This window comes from Rhodopirellula sp. SH410 (genome assembly GCF_055811895.1).
In genome coordinates this window covers 5,357,704-5,376,861 of record NZ_CM147949.1, presented here as the reverse complement: position 1 = coordinate 5,376,861, position 19,158 = coordinate 5,357,704, and the positions used below count along the sequence as shown (strand labels likewise).

The 19,158-nt window shown below is 59.0% G+C and carries 10 protein-coding genes; 7 read left to right on the top strand and 3 right to left on the bottom strand.

The annotated features are described in order from the left end of the window. Nucleotides 1-15: 15 nt before the first annotated feature. A complete protein-coding gene (gyrA, locus tag SH410x_RS19575) occupies nt 16-2,916 on the bottom strand; it encodes a DNA gyrase subunit A (RefSeq protein WP_473670102.1) in 2,901 nt (966 codons plus the stop codon). A gap of 206 nt (nt 2,917-3,122) precedes the next feature. Here gyrA and SH410x_RS19570 point away from each other — a divergent pair, with 206 nt between their 5' ends. Beyond that, a complete protein-coding gene (locus SH410x_RS19570; protein WP_473670100.1) occupies nt 3,123-5,027 on the top strand; it encodes an AAA family ATPase in 1,905 nt (634 codons plus the stop codon). Between the two features lie 267 nt (nt 5,028-5,294). Further along, nucleotides 5,295-7,403 carry an esterase/lipase family protein gene (locus SH410x_RS19565; protein WP_473677356.1) on the top strand — a complete coding sequence of 703 codons (2,109 nt, stop codon included), beginning with the start codon at nt 5,295-5,297 and terminating at the stop codon, nt 7,401-7,403. A 394-nt stretch (nt 7,404-7,797) separates the two neighbouring features. Here SH410x_RS19565 and SH410x_RS19560 read toward each other — a convergent pair whose 3' ends face one another. Together SH410x_RS19560 and SH410x_RS19555 are read right to left on the bottom strand one after the other, a co-directional pair. Beyond that, nucleotides 7,798-8,832, bottom strand: a complete 1,035-nt coding sequence (locus tag SH410x_RS19560) for a DUF1207 domain-containing protein (protein WP_473670098.1) — start codon at nt 8,830-8,832, stop codon at nt 7,798-7,800. 333 nt (nt 8,833-9,165) lie between these two features. Further along, a complete protein-coding gene (locus tag SH410x_RS19555) occupies nt 9,166-10,125 on the bottom strand; it encodes a Gfo/Idh/MocA family protein (protein ID WP_473670096.1) in 960 nt (319 codons plus the stop codon). A 524-nt stretch (nt 10,126-10,649) separates the two neighbouring features. Here SH410x_RS19555 and SH410x_RS19550 point away from each other — a divergent pair. From SH410x_RS19550 to SH410x_RS19530, 5 genes are all read left to right on the top strand, one after another. Then, complete coding sequence (locus SH410x_RS19550; RefSeq protein ID WP_473670094.1) at nt 10,650-12,452, top strand: AMP-binding protein; 1,803 nt, start codon at nt 10,650-10,652, stop codon at nt 12,450-12,452. Next, a complete protein-coding gene (locus tag SH410x_RS19545) occupies nt 12,449-13,753 on the top strand; it encodes a thiolase family protein (RefSeq protein ID WP_473670092.1) in 1,305 nt (434 codons plus the stop codon). The genes SH410x_RS19550 and SH410x_RS19545 overlap by 4 nt, the downstream gene beginning before the upstream one ends. Nucleotides 13,754-13,885: 132 nt before the next feature. Further along, nucleotides 13,886-16,129, top strand: a complete 2,244-nt coding sequence (locus SH410x_RS19540; RefSeq protein ID WP_473670090.1) for a 3-hydroxyacyl-CoA dehydrogenase NAD-binding domain-containing protein — start codon at nt 13,886-13,888, stop codon at nt 16,127-16,129. Continuing rightward, entirely contained in the window at nt 16,126-18,132 is a 2,007-nt protein-coding gene (locus SH410x_RS19535; RefSeq protein ID WP_473670088.1) for an acyl-CoA dehydrogenase family protein, read from the top strand. The genes SH410x_RS19540 and SH410x_RS19535 overlap by 4 nt, the downstream gene beginning before the upstream one ends. Continuing rightward, on the top strand, nt 18,129-19,106 hold the full coding sequence (locus SH410x_RS19530) for a patatin-like phospholipase family protein (RefSeq protein ID WP_473670086.1): 978 nt from the start codon (nt 18,129-18,131) through the stop codon (nt 19,104-19,106). Before SH410x_RS19535 ends, SH410x_RS19530 begins: the two co-directional genes overlap by 4 nt. The last annotated feature ends 52 nt before the right edge of the window (nt 19,107-19,158 follow it).

Genomic DNA, 19,158 nt, shown 5'->3' with positions numbered 1-19,158 from the left:
CCGAGCTACGGGTGGCTATTCTTGCGACGTTTCTGGTGCCGGTGCGATTGGGGCGGCGTCTTCGGATTTTTCCTCAGCGGGGACGCGGACGACTGCGATCAGTTCATCGTCTTTGTCGACGCTCATGATTCGCACGCCTTGAGTGTTGCGTCCGATGACGTTGATGTCCGACGCGGCGATGCGCTGCAGTTTGCCTTTAGCGGTCATCATGAAGAGTTCGTCGTCGTCTGTCACGCGGGCGATGCCGATGACGTTGCCGTTGCGTTCGCTGGTCTTGATGTCCCGCAAGCCTTTGCCGCCGCGTTTCTGGGTCCGGTAGCGAGCCGACCCGCTGGTGGCGGAGTTTTCGTCGTCGACGTTTGCTTCGGCGGCGTCTTCATCGCCCTCGCCGGTATCGGGCACGTCGAATGCATTGGGGCCAAACGGGGTTCGTTTGCCGTAGCCGTTTTTACAAACGGTCAGGAGCGTGGCATCGGGGTTGGTCACGACCATGCCGACGATACGGTCATCGCCAATCAGTGAGATGCCTTTGACGCCGGAGGTGTTACGGCCCATGGGGCGGGAATCGGATTCCCGGAATCGGATCGCCATTCCGGCAGCGGTCACGAGCATCATCTCGTCGCCGGGGCCGACGACGACGGCATCGATAAGTTCGTCATCCTCGCGTAGTTTGATGGCAATGATCCCGCCGCGTTTGGGTCGGCTGTATTGTTCGAGCGGAGTTTTCTTGACCAGGCCACCCCGCGTCACCATTGCGACATAGTGCCCGGGTTGGTTGAAGTCACGAACGGCAAGGCACTGGGCGATTTGTTCGTTCGGTTCCATTTGCAGTAGGTTGACGATCGCGCGGCCCTTGGCGTCACGGGCGAGTTGCGGGATGTCGTATACCTTTTGCCAGCGGACTTTGCCGGTTGTCGTGAGGAACAGCAGGTAGGCGTGTGTGCTGGCGACGAACAGGTGCTCGATCGGATCCTCGTCATCGCTTTTGGCGCCTTTGAGGCCTTTGCCGCCACGTCGCTGGGTGTTGTAGACGCTCGTGGGGGTCCGTTTGATGTAGCCGCGGTGGCTGATCGAAACGACCATCGGTTCTTCGGTGATCAGGTCTTCGAGATCGATATTGCCGAGTTCTTCGTGGCTGATTTCGGTACGCCGCTTATCACCGAAGCGGCGTTTCATCTCCTCAAGGTCTTCCTTGATGATGTTACTGACGCGCTGCGGGGTCGCGAGGATATCGAGGTAATCGATGATCTCTCTGAGCAGTTCCGCATGCTCGGCGGAGAGTTTTTCTTGCTCGAGGTTGACCAATTGGCCGAGTCGCATCCGCAGGATTTCATCCGTTTGAACGCTGGTCAGGGTGTAGCTGTCGGCCTTGCCGCGCTCGCTGGTGAATTGTTTGAAGCCATCCTCGCCGAGTGCCCGTTCGAGCATGGCGGCGGGGCACTGGATTTCCATCAGCCGTTCTTTGGCCTCAGGCTGGGTGCGTGAGGTGCGGATCGTGCGGATGATCTCGTCGATATTGGCCAGTGCGAGCAGCAGGCCTTCGACGCTATGTTTGCGGCGGCGAGCGCGGGCGAGCAGGAACTGGGTGCGGCGGCGGATGACGGTCCCGCGGTGCCGCAGGAACTCGGTGAGCATCTCTTTGATGGTCAGTTCACGTGGCTTGCCATCGACGAGTGCGAGGAAGATCAGCGAGAACGTGTCCTGCAGCGGCGAGAACTGGTAGAGCTGGTTCAGGATGACGTCCGGATCTTCACCGCGTTTGAGTTCGATGACCAGGCGCACGGGTTCCTTCAGATCGCTCTCGTCACGGATCCCCGAGATACCCTTGATGCGATCGCCGTTAACGAGCGCCGCGATCTTTTCGATGATTCGGTCACGGTATTGTTGGTACGGGATCTCGGTGACGACGATACGGCTGCGGTTGCCCCGCATTTCTTCGACTTGGCATTTAGCGCGCACGACCATCGTGCTGCGCCCGGTTTTGTAAGCGCGGCGGATACCGGCCCGGCCGCAGATGATGCCGCCGGTTGGGAAGTCAGGTCCGGGGATAATTTCGCACAGTTCGTCGATCGTGGTATCGGGATCATCGACGAGTTTGATCAGCGCGTCGCAGACTTCCGTTGGGTTGTGAGGCGGGATGCTGGTGGCCATCCCGACGGCGATCCCGCCCGAGCCATTGATCAGCAGGTTGGGGAACCGGCTCGGCAGGACCGTGGGTTCGGTGCGGGCCTCATCGTAGGTCGGCACAAAATCGACGGTGTCGAGTTTGAGGTCGTCGAGCATCTGGGCGGCGACGGCCGACATCCGCGCTTCGGTATACCGCATGGCGGCGGGGGGCAAACCGGCGACGCTGCCGAAATTACCCTGTTTGTCGATCAGCAGCGCCCGCATATTCCATTCTTGAGCCATCCGGACGAGGGTCGGATAGATCACACTTTCGCCGTGCGGGTGATAATTACCCGAAGTGTCGCCGGAGATTTTGGCGCATTTGACGCGTTTACTGCCCGGGCCGAGGTTGAGGTCGTTCATGGCCACGAGGATGCGGCGTTGGGACGGTTTGAGCCCGTCGCGAACGTCCGGCAGTGCCCGGCTGACGATAACGCTCATCGCGTAGGTCAGGTAGCTGTCGCGAAGTTCGTCCTCGATCGGCAAGTCGACCATTCTCAAGGCGCCGAATCCACCGGATTCATCCCGCCCACCCTCGGGGGTGCCATCGCCGGGGAACCCGGCTCGCGGTGGAGCACCGCCCGCACCTCCGCCGCCACCGAGCGAGCCAAAGCCAGCCGATGCGGTGTCATCGGACGCTGTGTCGCCCGGCTGGTCGTCGCCCGATGTGTTGGCGTTGGCATCGCCGTTGACGCCCGAGTCGTCGTCGAGATTGTCGATGTCGTCTGAGTTATCGCGGTCGTCAGCCAAGTGTCTGCTCGGTAGAAATGCGTGAGAAAAGAAGGTCAAAATCGCCGCGAATGTCACCCGCGGTTGAGCATGAGAGTATAGCTGATCGGCGTCGCGTTCACAACGGGACGGACACTCTGTGTGATTGACGCAAGGTCTTGGTTTTCAAATACTTAGGGCCTCGCGATTTGCGTACCACCGCCGCTCAATTCCGGAAGTCCATGTTCATGTCTGGCTCTGATGACGAAACCATCCTGCGTTCGATCCGTTTGTTTCGTGAAGCGCTTGAGCAAACGCGGCAGCTTTATGTCGAGGCCGGCCGACTCGCCGATGGCAGCTACGGGTGGTTAGCCGGTGCTGAGGCTGACAACACATCGAGCATGGCGGCGCAGATGGACGATCTGCATCAGGGATTTGTGATGAAGGTCTTCGCCGAGACGCTGCCCGGCCCGAGTGTGCAGACGATGCAGCAGCGGCAACTCGGACGCGTGTTGTTGGAGCATCTTTGGAATCAACCGGTGATGGGCAGCCACCTTCGTGAATCGATGGATTGGTTGCTGCAGACGGCGCGTGATTTGAGCTGGTATGACGTTGTTCGACCGTTTCTCGAAGTGCCATCGCTGCGTGATTCATGGGGCGAGGTGGAAACGATGGCAGCCCGCTTGGCAACGATGATCGCGGTGATCGATGGCGATGAGGATGCAGCCGACCGTGATCGATTGCGAAAGATTCAGAGCGATTTGCAGTCCGCCGAGCAACAGGCAAATTCGGGACACACGTCTTCACGCGGGGCGCCGAGGGAGCACGCCGTGACGCCGACGGTCGCGCCCGTCAAGGGCGATCACCAGGCCGACATCGACCAAGCCCGCGACGCCATCCATTGGCTGCGCGGTGAAGCGAAACGACTGCGCGAGGGCAACCCCGATCGATCTGGGGCCAGCCCAGATGAGGCTGGCCCGTCGACGCCCCGGTCAATCGATGGCAGACGTCCCACGCCGGGCCCGGCGGTCCACTCCGAGCAGGCCGTGCCAGCCGAGCGGGAGGAGCCTGCTGAGCGGGAGGTCGACGAGCGTACCGCTGAAGAGCGGCTCGCCGGTGCACGGGCAAAACTCGATCGGCTGATTGGCCTCGATGCGATCAAGAATCAAATCCAGACGTTGGCGAACTTTCTCAAGATGGAACGCAAGCGTGCCGAGCTGGGGCTGCCAACGATGCGTCCGAGTTTGCACATGGCATTCGTGGGTAACCCTGGCACGGGCAAAACGACTGTCGCAAGGATTATCGCCGAGATCTATGGTGCCCTGGGCGTGCTCGAAAAGGGGCACCTGGTCGAGACCGATCGCAGCGGTCTGGTGGCGGAATACGCCGGTCAGACGGGGCCCAAAACGAACGCGAAAATCGACGAGGCCCTCGATGGGGTGTTGTTCATCGATGAAGCCTACACGTTGGTCGACGAGGACGGTCAGGACCAGTATGGGCGTGAAGCGGTGCAGACGCTGTTGAAGCGAATGGAGGACCAGCGTGAGCGTCTCGTCGTGATTCTGGCCGGTTACCCACGTGAAATGACGGGGATGATCCGCAGCAATCCGGGGCTGAGTTCGCGTGTCGGCACGACGATGCATTTCGATGACTACGACCCCGAAGCCCTGTGCCGAATTTTTGAATTGATTGCTTCGAAAGCCAAGTATGAACTGCCTGGCGAGACACGGCGGCGCCTGCTGCGTGGATTCACTCATCTGTATATCAATCGCGATCGCCACTTTGGCAATGGGCGGATGTCGCGAAATTCGTTTGAGCGAAGCGTCCGCCGGCTGGCCAACCGGATCGCGTCGGCTCCCGAAATCACGCGGGAATTGTTGATGACCATGCAGGCCGTTGATATTGAGGTGCCGGACGTTACTGACGAACAACTCGCGGCGCTCGTCGAATCGGATGGGCTGATCCGTGTGCTCTGCGATCACTGCGAAGCCCCGCAGGTCGTCGACGACAAAACTCTCGGGAGTGAGGTGCCGTGCTCGGCGTGCAAAGAGGACTTCATGGTCAGCTGGGGGAGCCCCGTCGTGGACCGCCAGGTGCCCGAGCCAGCCGCACGGGTCGCAGAGGCCCTGCCGAATGGAGAGTCGGAGGGCTGAATCGGATCGTGAAACCGTCCACGCCCTCTCCCGTCGCGAGGCGCCCGTCGCGGGGCGCGAGGCACGGGACGCGAGACGCGGGACCGAAGCGAAAGGCAATCGATCCGAAAACAGAGATACGAGAATTGCTGATGTAGATTGCCTATCTTTCGTTGACGTGGCGTGGCACTTTTCTCTAAGGTCTCGCGCATGGACTGTCCCACACCCTCCCAGCGAACCTCACCTCCCCCACGTGCGAGCGTGCTGTGGTTGGTATGCGCCGCGGCGATGGTGTTGATGGGGATGTCGACAGGCTGCGTCACTGCGCGATATTTGCAAGACCGGCCGATCCGTGCCAATGCGCTTGAAAGTTCGCTACAGCTATTGGGCCGGCAGGGGCCTGAGGTCAGCGAGCGCACCCAACACACCCTCCGCCGCTACGGGCTCAGCGACACCTATCAGAGCAATAGTGATGTCTGCATTGCTAAGTTGCGGACACTCAATCGGCAGAACCTTGATCCCGAGCTGACCTATGCGGTCTCCGAGCTAGCCTACGTCGAGGGGAAAATTGCCGAACGCAATGGCGAAACCAGTACCGCGATGAACCACTACGGTATCGCGCTGACGACGAGCTATCGGTATCTGTTTGGTCAACAGCTCGCCGATGTTCGCAATCAATATGATCCACAGTTCCGTTCTGTTTGTGATCTATACAACGAATCACTCGAGGACCTGCTGCGAATCTTGTGCGCCGAGAATCAACTGCGTCCGGGGCAGACCTACACGATCCAGACCGCAGATCGCAAGTTTGTGATTCGCACCGAGATGCGTGGTGGGTGGAAACCGGATGAATTCGATCGTTATGAATTCGTCAGTGATTTCGATATTAAAACGCTGCGCAACCGTCACACGACGTTTGGGCTGGGGGTGCCGCTGATCGCGGTGCGAAAACCTCGCGGGGGCGACAACGCTCGTGAGAACTATTATCCGGACGGGCTGAGTTATGCCGTGACAGCGCTGCTGCGTTGTTCGACCGAAGCGGAGATCGGGTCGGAATATGCGGCGACGGGAGAGTTGCTGCCGGAATCAAAATCAAATATTCGCTTGGCCAACCACCGAGTACCGAGGGTCACTCCGGCGATTGACGATCCCAATGAAACGCCTGTTTGTGTGTTGGAGTTCTTTGATCCGTTGCGAGCCAATCAGATCAAGCTCGGCGGTGACTGGGTGCCCCTGGAAACCGATTTAACGACGCCACTAGCGTATTTTCTTGATAGCCCGGAATATCGCAAGCGAGACCGGGCCACCGAAGGGTTGCTCGATCCCGACGATGCCCAGCAGAAGCGTGGGTTGTACATGCTCGAACCGTATGATCCCAATCGCATTCCCGTGCTGATGGTGCATGGACTCTGGTCGAGTCCCCTGACCTGGATGGATATGTTCAATGACCTGCGGAGTTTCCCCGAGATTCGCGAGCGTTACCAGTTTTGGTTCTATTTGTATCCTTCCGGGCAGCCGTTTTGGTTGAGTGCCACGCAGTTGCGGAGTGATCTATTTGCGATGCGTCAAACGTTTGATGCGACCGGACAGGACCGAGCGGTCGACAATATGGTCTTGGTCGGCCACAGCATGGGCGGGTTGGTTTCGCGGATGCAAACCATCGACAGTGGTGATGATTTCTGGCACATCGTTAGCAACCAACCCAAAGAGAAGCTGCGTGGACCGCCGCAGGACGTGAACAAACTCGTCAGCGCGTTGGAGTTTCGTCCCAATCAATCGATCAGTCGTGTGATCACGATAGGCACCCCCCATCGGGGCAGCGATCTGGCGAATAGTGCGACACGGTGGTTGGCGGGCAAGATCATTAAGTTGCCGAAAATGGCGCTCTCGACCAGCACGCGCCTGATTCGCGCCAACCCAAATTTCTTTCGCGACACGAGGCTGCTCACGGAAGCCAATGCGGTCGACTCACTCGCACCGGATTCACCCATCTTCCCAGTCATGTTGCGTGCGAAGACGTCGCCCGACATTCGCTACCACAACATCATCGGCGTGCTTCATGACCCACCGATGTTGGCGGGGCGGAACTACAAGGGTGACGGTGTGGTTGAATACGCCAGCGCCAAAATGGAAGACGTGCAAAGTGAGTTGGTCGTCGACGCGACCCATACGAGCATCCACATGACGGGGAAATCGATCTTTGAGGTTCGGCGGATTCTCTTGGAGCATCTCGAAGAGGTCGACTCTGAGGATCGCTTGGCCTGGGACGCGCCAAACCGCTCGCCACTGGTGGCCGAAGGCGCGGCCGGGCTGATCTCAGACCCTCGTTTTCGGTTTGAGAAAAAGTCTGCGTTCCAGATCAGCGGCACCCTTCGTGAGGATGCGTCGTTGCGCTAGATGCAGGGATGCCCCCGCATACCCCAAACGCGAATCCCCGCGATTAAAGGGCTCATCCGATTAAAGCGGGGCATGGAAACAGAAAGCGAGCCCAGCGGGACTCGCCCTTCGGCATCTTTTGGGCCGCTGCCGACTCGGTTTCGCGAGCAGATCGCCGTCCGGTCTGCGTAGCGACAACGAGACAAAAATACGCGTCGAATCAAAACTAGCTACCGTCGCGAGACGGTGGAATCCACGTTCTGGCGAACGTAGCGACTCGGGTTATTCATTCGCGGTCGCGCAGCAGGCTGTTGGCTGAGTCGACGCTCGACCGGCAATGGGGAAGCTGAGTGCTGCACGGCATCGGGGCCATGCGAGCCCCGTGGGCGACTCGGCTCATGAAATCAGCACGCCGTTAGTAGTCGTACCAAATGCCCCAGCCAAGATACTCCTGGCTGCGGTTGTAAAACTCGAACTGGTTGCTCGGGCCGTCGCCGTACTGCAATCCGAACCGCAGCCGATTGTCGGATTGAGGCCCTTGGAATCCCCATCCGGCCTGGAGCGTCGTCTGCATATGAAAGTCGGTCGCTTCGAAGAATCCCAAATTAGCCGCCGCGAAGGGCGCCAGCCAGCGTGGTCGCGTCGGCGCGGGCGTCCACTCCGCCCCGGTTTGAAATTGAAACGGCCTGGCACCACCGGATCGGTGCACGGCGTAGGCGACCTCGCCGTACACCCGCGTCGGTTCGGTCGGTTTGTAGCTGACGCCCCAGATCAACGATTCGGTAACGTAGTTGATGCGATCGAAGGTTGGATTCCGAACGAGATATTCATCGCCGACGTGTGAGCTGATATGAAAATAGCCGGCCTTCATCGCCCACGGGCCCTCCGCCCAAGTCAATTCCGTGCCAAAGCGATAATCGACTGATTCAATATCCGTTTGCTGATCGAGGTCCAAGCGAGTGATCGCGGCCCCCTCGAGATCCCACTGCCAACCGTGTGGATCTTTGGCACCCGGGGTCCCGTATCGCAGAAATCCGACACGACCGCCCAATGTGGCATCCCAGAAGTACCCGCCTTTGTCGTCCCCGAACAACAACGCTGAGATGCGCGGCTCCTGCGGCCCGGCGAGGTATGAGTGCCAGAGCAAGCCATCGGGCAAGAGAATCCACTCCCAGTTTTCGTCCGCCCGGTGAGACGCCGCGACCGCCGGCTCAAAAACCTGTTCGCTGACGTCGATACGCTGTGGCATGGCGCCATCAACGCTCGTGTCGAGATGCGCCCCGAAGTGCTCGTCCACCAGCGGGGTGACGGGATCGGGGAGCGGCGCCACCAAGACGATCTCTGGCGGAGACGCATTCTTGCTCAACAATAACGGTAGCTCGTCGCTGGCGGCGAGGTTTTCATCGCTGCTCGATGGGGCGGTGTCCGCAGCCACGAGCGCCGTTGTCATCGCAATGAGACTAAGACACATCAGCGGTAGCGTCGATCGTCGCATGCTCCCATCTGCCATCGTTACGAACCTCTCGGTTTTCTAGGTTCGCACGTTGCACAGGATTGCGACGTGCCGAGTAAGAATGCGGATTGCTCGGTACAAGCAATCCGACACTTTTCCAGATTTTCCCTCAAGACAAACACAACGATCCGGCAAGATTTCCCGTCGTTACCGAGGTGAGTCTGGTTGTAATGGTCGGACGGTTTGGGTGGCCTGCGTGAGTATTTTCAGGAAATAAATCGCACACACCCTGGGCCTACAAGGGCCGCGCAGGGGGCCCTGCGAAGGGGCCTAGCCCTGTGCGTTCTCATATGCCGACTGCAGGATAAGATTCGTTTTTTTTCCGATTTGCCCCGTGATCGCTGGACTTTGGTTTTGCGAAACGGCGGATGTAAAATCTTCGATTAACGGGCCATGCAGATTGCTCGCGGGCGGGTGTGATTCTCGCGTTTGCCCGGCGGCCGTGTACAGCGTCATCTCACCCTGATTGAGATCCTCCACCGTGATGCGGCCGTCGGTGCCGATGACTTCGAGTCGATCGGGCGTGTCGACGGTACCGAAGTAGCACTGCAGCAGTCCGTGGGCACCACTTTGGAAGTCGACCATCACCGTCGCGACCTGCTCGACGTCGAAGTCGGGTGAGCCCATCATGCTCGATTGGACGGTTTTGACGTCTCCCATCAGCTGCAGAAACACATCGATGCGATGGCTGCCGATATCCATCAGTGGCCCGCCACCGCCGCGTTCTCGGTTCACACGCCAATCATCAGCGGGAAATCGGTTGGGGTTTCCGGTGACGCAGGCGATCGACAGGATGCGTCCCAATTTCCCCGAGTTGATCAACCCTTCGATCCGCTGCACCACGGGATAAAAGCGGCGGTAATATGCCACACCGAGCTGCACGTTGGCGTCGTCGCAGGCAGCGATCATTTGCTCGCACTGGTCAGGATCGAGTGCCATCGGCTTTTCGACGAGAACATGTTTGCCAGCGCGAGCGGCGGCGATGGTCTGCGGCAGATGGCAGTCTACCGGCGTGGCGATGTAAACCGCGTCGATGCCCTCCATCGCCAGCAAGTCGTCAGCGTTGGTGAAGCGACCGGGTACTGAAAATTGGTCGGCGAACTGATGCAACGGCGTCTCGCTGCGGCGGCAAACGGCCACCAGTTCGGAGCGGGGGTCCGCTTGGATGGCTGCCGCGACGCGTTTATTGGCAATGTCGCCGACCCCGATCAGTCCCCAGCGAATGGTCATTCTGTTTTGTTCCTCAGTGATGCTGCGGCTCGCATCGATCGAGCCTGGAAATGGGCCATGGTAGGCTACCCGGCGGGTGAGCGGGAAATCACGGCCTGATTTTTTGTGTCCCATCCGGCGCGGTCGGTGATTCCGACCGCTGGCATGTTCGGCCGCGTGTTTTTCTGAAAACGCTGCTGCACAGGTAGTTGGGATGTGTGGTTGCGGTTGCTGATTGTCTCCTAGTCGGTTTTTTAAGGAATTTTACTTCCCTTTGTGGTGTTGCCTGCGTATAGTGAGATGTTCAGCAAGTTGAGCCTTCACGGTTCGATGAATACTGGGTTCGCCTCGCTGGACACCGCCACAGGAGCGGAGCGGACCCGTCCATCAAGCGGGCTCGTTTGCCGCAGAACGTCACGGAAGACCCGTATTCGAAATGGGCCCGGCTTTGATAGCGACCGCCGCAGGGGCGTGAAATCGCATCGATGGTGAACGGTCTAGCCACTCTTTCGAATAGATCCAACTCTCTGAGTAGGAGTCGAATGATGGGTGATCTCCTTCCCGTAGCAAACGGTGTCGTTCCCGCATCCAGCGCGATTGCAAATTCTCAGGGCCGCGGGGCCGAGGAAGCCGTTGGTCTGCATGAGGTGGTTTGGGCGAAGGGTCTGGACCGGGCCGCGCCCGTGGGCAGGCAGGCTGAGCCTCCCGCGGCGATCGAGCATTACGAAGGTCTGCCGGCATATGGATTGGTCCGCCACGCTGCCGAAGTGATTCCGCACCGCGTTGCGGTGATTTATGGGGAACGGAGTTGGACGTACGAGGAGCTCAACTTTGACATCGTTCGCTGTGCGGCGATGTTTCAAGCCTACGGTATCGAGCCCGGTGATCGCGTCGGATTGCTGTTGCCGAACGTTCCCGAATTCATCGTGGCGGCCAATGCGATCTGGCGAGCGGGCGGCGTGACGGTGGCGCTGAGTCCGTTGATGGCAGCCGGGGAGATTGACAAGCTCGTTGAGCAAACCGGCTGCAAGGTCATCGTGACGCTGGACATGCTCGCACACTTGCTCACCCCGTGCCAAGCGAAACTGGAGCATACGTTTTATGTTTCCATCCGCGAGCATTTGCCAGCCTTCAAGCAGATCGGCTATCTCTGGATGCGCCAGCAGCGACTGGGGGCATGGTCACTGCCATCGGACAATACTCATCATTGGCTGCGTGAAGAAATGGCCACCACGTGTCGGGAGTGGAAAGCGGTGCCAATCGATCCCCACAAGGATCCCGCGTACATTTTGCCGACCGGCGGGACAACGGGCGCCCCGAAAGCGGTCACGCTGAGCCATGAGAACATGGTCGCCAATGCGTGGCAGCAGTTGGTTTGGACGCATAGGCGATTCGCCGAAGACACCATGCTGGCGGTGTTGCCGTTCTTTCACAGCTATGGGATGTCGGCGATGGTGATGGGCGGCGCTGCGATGGGGGCGACGCTGGTGCTGCATCACCGCTTCAACGTTCGGCAAGTGATCTCGTTAATGGTCGAGCATCGGCCGACTGTTCTGCATGCGGTGCCAGCGATGCTGGCGGCGATGAATGAACGGCTCGATGATTACCCTGCCGATCTGAAGTCGCTCCATTGGGTGATCTCCGGAGGTGCGCCGCTGGACGCCGAGATTGGCGAGAAATTCGCGTCTCACTGCGGTGCGTTGGTCGTCGAGGGGTTCGGATTGTCCGAGGCCTCACCGGTCACGCATGTCGGCGATCTGTACGCGGAACCGAGTTACGGCACGATCGGTCTGCCGCTGCCCGAAACACAATGCCGAATTGTTGATGAACATGGGTCCCTCGACGATCTGGGCTGCGGCGTGGTCGGCGAGATGATCATCCGCGGACCCCAGGTGATGCTCGGGTACTGGCGAGATCCCGAGCATACGGACGCTGTCATTGACGATGGATGGTTGCGCACCGGAGACCTCGCGACACGCGATCCGAGTGGCCGGTACACGATTGTCGGACGCAAGAAAGATTTGATTATCACGTCGGGATTCAACGTCTATCCGGTTGAGGTCGAAGCGGTGTTGCAAATGGCGGAGGGCGTCGCGGAAGTCGCAGTGGTTGGCCAACCCGACGAGCAGCGTGGGGAGATTGTCAAAGCCATCGTGGTTCTGAAACCCGGCGTGAAGTGGGACGAGGAAGCGCTGCGTGAACATTGCCAGTTGCATCTTTCCAAGCACAAACAACCTCGCGTCTACCAACACTGCACGGATGAACTTCCCAAGAACTTTCTAGGCAAAGTCATTCGTAGAAAACTGCGAGAAACGGAACCCGTGAACCGTCCAGGAGCAAGCTCATGACCACCCCGGGAACAATGAAAGCCTTTCACCCCGTTGCGATTGTCGACGGCATTCGCACACCCTTCGCCAAAGCGTTCGGCACACTCGCCAACGTCTCGGCGGTGGAATTGGGACGCATCACCGTCGAGCAATCACTCAGCCGCTGTGGGCTGGCACCTGAGGCGATCGACCAGGTCATCTTTGGGAATGTGTCATCGCCCGCGGACGCGGCGAACATCGCGCGGGTGATTGCATTGAAGGCCGGTGTGCCGCAGTCGCGTATCGCACATACGGTGAATCGGAACTGCGCCTCGGGGATGCAATCGCTGATCGCGGGGGGCAACGCGATTCATTATGAGGGAGCCACTGCTGTCGTTGCGGGAGGCACGGAGTCGATGTCGCAGATCCCGCTGCTGGTCAGCCCGGAAGCGGCCCGATTGTGGACACGACTCTCGCGTGCGAAGACGATGATGGCTCGACTGAAGGTGCTCAAAGACTTCCGGCCCCATCATTTCAAACCGATCGTTGGCATTGAGTTGGGGCTGACTGATCCGGTCAGCGGGATGAGTATGGGCCAAACCGCTGAGTTGGTGGCCACCGAGTTCAACGTGACCCGCACCGAGCAAGATGAATTTGCCGCGGCCAGCCACGTCAAAGCGGCGCAGACGCAGGAACAGTGCTTCTTTTCGGGCGAGATCACGCCCGTCGCGTTGGCGGATGGTGGCTCGTTCGAGAAGGACGATGGGATTCGATTGGGGCAGACGGTCGAGAAACTTGCGAAACTACGGCCCATTTTCGCTAAAAACGGTACCGTCACGGCAGGGAATAGCTGCCAGATTACTGACGGGGCGGCGGCGCTCGTCTTGTCATCGGAGTCCGGCCTCGAACGTTTTTCGCGGCCACCACTCGGCTACATGACGGCTTACGCGATTGCGGGTTGCGACCCGCGACGTATGGGGCTGGGGCCTGTCTATGCGGTGGCGAAACTGTTTCGTCAAACCGGTCTGTCGCTAGCCGATTTTGACTTGATCGAGATTAACGAAGCCTTCGCTGCCCAGGTCATTGCCTGCGAGCGTGCCATGGCGTCGAAATCGTTTGCTCAAAAGGAACTCGGCCAAGACAAAGCGGTGGGGGAACTGCCGATGGACCGCGTCAATATTCACGGCGGGGCAATTGCTCTGGGCCATCCCGTGGGCACAACGGGCACACGGATGGTACTGACGTTGCTCCGTTCACTTCGCAAGCAAGGAAAACACCGAGGACTCGCCACGCTCTGCGTCGGCGGTGGCCAGGGAGTCGCCATCGTTGTCGAGGCGCGGTGAATCGAATGCACACCCCATCGATCCGAGTCCGATGCGACGAGTGCGGTCAGACGCCGGCAAGCGTCTCCGCCGCATCGAAATCGAAAGTTTGGCAGCTAATTTGCAGGCGTATCCTACCAGCAGGAGAGAATCATGAATCCCAATGAGAAACAATACGAGGCCTTTCACGTCACGACCCACGCCGAGGGGGTGATGACTGTGGCAATCGACGTTCCCCAGCGGCCCATGAACGTCTTCACTCTAAACGTGATGGAAGAGCTGGAAGCGATCGTCAGCGATATCGAATCTCGCTCCGACCTTCGTTTGGTCGTTTTCCGTAGCGAAAAGGAAAGTGGATTCATGGCTGGCGCGGATGTGCGTGACATCGCGGCGATCAATGGACCGGTACAAGCGGGCCGGTTGATCGATGCGGGGCAACAACTCTTTCACCGCATCGATCATCTGAAAACGCCGACCTTGGTCGTGATCCATGGCCCCTGCCTCGGCGGAGGGCTGGAGTGGTCTCTGGCGTGTGACTACCGCATTGCGCGGGACAACAGTAGCACCAAGATCGGTCTGCCCGAGATCAAACTTGGGGTGATTCCTGGTTGGGGCGGGACACAACGATTGCCGCGTCAGGTGGGGCTCGTCCAAAGTCTCGGCATGATCTTGCAAGGCAGAATGGTGTCGGCCCACACGGCCGCCAAGATCGGACTGATCGATCGGGCGATCTCGCCCGACGACTGGGAACACGGCGTCGAGCGGTTTATAGCGGATGTGTTGCGAGGCAACCTGCGCTCCCATCGAACGCTGCGGATGCGTGCGAGGCGGTTTTTAGAATTCACGAAACCGGGCCGTACCTGGATACTCCACAAAGCGCGTGCAAAAATCCGGTCCCAAGTCGAACAGTACCCCGCCCTGCCGGCGGCGATCCGTGCGATCGAGACCGGGCTACAGAAACAGGGCGCCGGCTATGTGACCGAGCGCAGCGAGTTTGTCAAACTGCTCGCCACGCCCACCTGTCGCAATCTGTTGAATCTCTTTTTCGCTCGGGAGTCGGCGCGAGACATCAAGACGTGGGCGACCCGTCCGGACCGAGCGGACATTCATTTCCATGAAATTCGCCGAGTCGGCGTCATCGGCGCTGGTGCCATGGGGGCAGGAATCGGGCAGTTTGCGGCCACCCGCGGGTACGACGTGGCATTTCGGGAGGTGGACGAGTCCGCCGTGCTGCAGGGCCGTTCTCGTGTCGAAACGCTGATGAAGACGTACTCGAATCGCAATCGGTTGGACGCCGACCAGCGGCGGGAGCTGAGTGATCGGATTGTGATGTCGACCGACGATGATGCGATCGTACTGTGTGACCTCGTCGTCGAAGCGGCGGTCGAACGACTGGACGTCAAACAGCAGATCTTCTCCCGTTTGGATGGGCTCGTTGCCACCGATTGCATACTCGCGACGAATACCTCGTCGCTCTCGGTGGACGCGATCGCGACGGCCACGGAGCATCCTGAGCGAGTCGCAGGGTTACACTTTTTCAATCCGGTGCATCGCATGGAATTAGTTGAGGTGGTGCGTGGCGAGCATACCAACGATGACACCATCACTCGTTTGGTCGCGTTTGTACGTTCGCTGGGCAAGACACCGATTGTCACCAAGAACGCCCCCGGATTCCTCGTTAATCGGGTTTTATTTCCGTATTTGGGCGAGGCCGTGATGATGTTCGGGGAAGGCTACTCGCCTTCGGAACTCGACAGCGAGCTACGGCGTTTTGGGATGCCCATGGGGCCGCTCGAACTGATCGATCAGGTCGGTGTGGATATTGCCAAACATGTCGCCACTTCGCTCGGAGACGTGATTGAAGGGCTCGACCCGGTCATTGACGTCCTCACCGAAATGGTTCAACGCGGTCAACTCGGTAAGAAATCAGGCAGTGGGTTCTATCGATATCAGGATGGGAAAGCGATCCCGCACAAAGTCGCCGCGTTGTCGGCGCCACATTCTTCCGAAGCCGGTGATGGCTTCACCGACGATGGGCTGAGCGTGATCCAACGCCGATTGGTCTATCCGATGCTCCGCGAATCCGTACTCTGCAAAGAACAGGGAATCGTCCGGGAAGATTGGATGATCGATCTTGCGATGGTTCTGGCGACCGGGTTCGCACCGCATCGCGGTGGACCGCTGCGAGTGATCGATAGCATCGGGGTGAAATCCGTGCACGAGAACTTAAAACGTCTTCAGGTGATGCACGGCAAACGCTTCTCACCACCCGAGTCGATCGCGGCGATGGTGGCAGCGGACCAACGGTTTTATGTTCGAGATTGTTCGATCGATGCGACGGAATCGAAGCGTGCGACACGTGGTAACGGGTCTTCTTCTTCAAGGGGTTTGCGATGAGTACTGATTTCCGAAAAGAGCCAGCGGCTGAACCCGCCACACCGGGATCGTCTATCTCGGGGGCGAGCGGATCCGCGGCACCGACTGACACGACTGGGAAGACGCCCCGGGGCGATTCCTTCGCAGAAGTCGCCTTGCGCCTCGGTGGCGCCTCGGCGGATGAAGCCAAGCGAACGGGGGTGTTGGACAACGCCGATGATGAGGTCGAGGCGCTCTTCGCGCCCCGCTATCAAACCGTCAACAGCCCGGTGCATCGAGCGGTATGGGAGAAACAGAACGACACCGCCCTCTTCGAGTCGGCACCGCTGCGATCGACGCCGTCGGTCGCGCTGGTCGTCGAGCAAGCGCTTACGATCGTTCGCAAACACCGCGACGAGGAAACCCTATTCGGCACCGATGGCAAAATCACCAATAAAGTATTGGCGGAGTTGGGATCGGTAGGCTATTGGGGATTGTTAGTTGATCGCGCGTACGGCGGCAGCGGCGCGACGATGCGAGAGTTTGCCGATATGATCACACGGATGGCCACGATCGATCCCACCGTCGCGGGACTGGCATCGGTTCACGGCTGCATTGGCGCAGTTGATCCCGTCCGCTCGTTCGGTAGTGAAGAGCAGAAATCTCGATTTCTGCCAAAACTCGCCGATGGTCGCGCGCTCTCCGCGTTCGCGCTTACCGAGCCCGGTGCGGGTAGCGACTTGACGGCGCTTCGGACCACGGCAGTACTCGACGGCGACGACTATGTTGTCAACGGGGAAAAACTCTTCATCACCAACGCAATCCCGGGCCGCACGATTGGCTTGGTTTGCAAGATTGACGGTGAACCGAGTGTTCTGATTGTAGACTTGCCGACGCAGACCAATGAGTGTTTCTCATTGAATCAGTACGATATCTACGCCCTGCGTCGGGCGCATAACAACGGATTGGTATTCCGAAATTTTCGCGTGCCCAAGGAAAATCTGCTTATCCCACACCAGGGAGATGGATTGACGATTGCCTATCATGGGCTGAACCTGGGCAGGGTTTCACTCTGTGCCAATGCGGCGGGGGCGATGCGTTGGATGCTCGCTGAGATACTGCCGTGGGCGGCATACCGACAAACCTATGGGCTGGCGATTGAGCGTCGCGAGTTGGTTCGTCGCCGCGTCGGCAGGCTCGCCGGTATGATCGTCGCCTGCGACGCCCTCACGGCCTGGTGTTCGGGGCTGCTCGATCAGGGATATCGGGGTGAAATGGAGTGCATCATCGCCAAGATCTTTGGCAGTGAAATGCAAAAGGAAGCCGCGATCGAGTTGTTCATGAAAACGCACGGGGGAAGGTCATTCCTCAAAGGTCACTTGTTCGGTGACAACGTGCACGATTTTCTAGCGCCATGCATCTACGAAGGAGAAGGCGAGATGCTCGGCATGGCATTCTTCAAATCGATGGTGAAACAACACGGCAAGGAGTTCTTTGAGCCGATCGGTCATGCACTGAATGAACTGGGGGTGAAGGCACCCAATCCATTCAACCCCGCCCACGCCTGGGCCTTACGGAAGCCCATGATGAAGTATGCGGGTTGGTTCGCGGGGCAATCACTGAAGTCCGCCCATTGGACGGGCGGGCGGGTTGCGGATGCCGATTTGCAGGATCACGTGCGTTTTGCAGAACGCTATCTGTCCGCGAGCGGTATGACCGTCAGTGCGGCAATGCGCAAATATCAATTGAAATTGGCGGACCGGCAATGTCGGATGTCTGCCTTGTCCCTCGACATCCAGTCCGCTGTGGTGGTCTTGGTCACGAGTTTGTATGCCAGCCGCAGTGGCGATGCCGTCACACGTGCTGCTGGTGATGCGATTTGTTGTGAACTGCGCCGCAAGATGGTCGGCGGCAAAGAAAGTGACGACGATTTCCGCCGGACCACTCAACTCGGGGCGACGATCAGTGAACAGGGATGGTCCGCTCTTGATGGCGTGCAATCGGGAAACATTTTGATGCCGTATCAGGAAGAGGCAACCTCATGAACTTTCGTGATCTACTACCGTTTTTGCCCCTTTCAAAGCCAGGCCCACCACGCCAACGAAGTGCGGTAATCGCATTGGGCGGCGGTGGTGCGAGGGGACTGGCACACCTCGGTGCGCTGGAGGCGATCACGCAGACGGAGATTCACCCGGAGCGGTTCGTCGGTGTTAGCATCGGAGCACTGATCGGTGCGATGTGTGCATTGGATACGAACGTTCGCCGAGTTCAATCACGCGTGATGGGGTTCCTCACCTCAGCAGAATTTCGCCGTCATCAAGAACAGTTGTTTGGATCGACGGGTGTTTCCGGTGAGACTCCGGCAACCGGGATTGTGGCGTGGTATGAACGTGCAAAGTATCTCTATTCCGCGCACCGCCGGTTGGCCCGAGCGGTCACGCAGCAGTCGCTCATGCCGGGCGTGATCTTGCGCACATCGATCGCCGAGCTCGTTCCCGATATCCAGTTTTCCGACCTAGCGGTGCCACTGAGTATCGTCGCTGCGGATCTGCGCAGCGGCCACTGCGTCGTGCTGGAGTCGGGGTCACTGCGGACAGCGATCCGTGCTTCGATGTCATTGCCTGGGATTTTTCCGCCCGTTGAGCACAATGGGATGCTGTTGTGTGACATTGGTGTTGTCGATTCGATACCCAGCACCGTGGCGAGCGCCTACGCAACCGATATGACGATTGCGATTGATATTGGCCAACACAACGCGCGAATCGAAGATTTTGAATCGGCGCTCGAGGTGATGATGCGGATGCAAGACATCGGCGAACAAATTCTCCGCCGCGAGAAATCACAGTGGGCCAGCATTCATATCCGCCCCGACCTCGCTGAAGTCGCTTGGTTCGATTTTCGCAATCCCGAACGGCTCATCGATTGTGGACGCGATGCGGCATGGGAACAACTCGATCGCCACCAGTTTCACCGCGCGCAGGAAACGCAAGCGGAACCATCCGATGTGATGTATGGGTGATCGATTACGGTCATCGATCACGGTGTTGATGATGGCGTGGTTCGGCGACATC

Bases quoted from the DNA above. Each gene is read 5' to 3' on its own strand.
- SH410x_RS19565 (WP_473677356.1), top strand. From the start codon at position 5,295: ATGGTGTTGATGGGGATGTCGACAGGCTGCGTCACTGCGCGATATTTG.
- SH410x_RS19550 (WP_473670094.1), top strand. From the start codon at position 10,650: ATGGGTGATCTCCTTCCCGTAGCAAACGGTGTCGTTCCCGCATCCAGC.
- SH410x_RS19560 (WP_473670098.1), bottom strand. From the start codon at position 8,832: ATGACAACGGCGCTCGTGGCTGCGGACACCGCCCCATCGAGCAGCGAT.
- SH410x_RS19535 (WP_473670088.1), top strand. From the start codon at position 16,126: ATGAGTACTGATTTCCGAAAAGAGCCAGCGGCTGAACCCGCCACACCG.
- SH410x_RS19570 (WP_473670100.1), top strand. From the start codon at position 3,123: ATGTCTGGCTCTGATGACGAAACCATCCTGCGTTCGATCCGTTTGTTT.
- SH410x_RS19530 (WP_473670086.1), top strand. From the start codon at position 18,129: ATGAACTTTCGTGATCTACTACCGTTTTTGCCCCTTTCAAAGCCAGGC.
- SH410x_RS19540 (WP_473670090.1), top strand. From the start codon at position 13,886: ATGAATCCCAATGAGAAACAATACGAGGCCTTTCACGTCACGACCCAC.
- SH410x_RS19555 (WP_473670096.1), bottom strand. From the start codon at position 10,125: ATGACCATTCGCTGGGGACTGATCGGGGTCGGCGACATTGCCAATAAA.
- SH410x_RS19545 (WP_473670092.1), top strand. From the start codon at position 12,449: ATGACCACCCCGGGAACAATGAAAGCCTTTCACCCCGTTGCGATTGTC.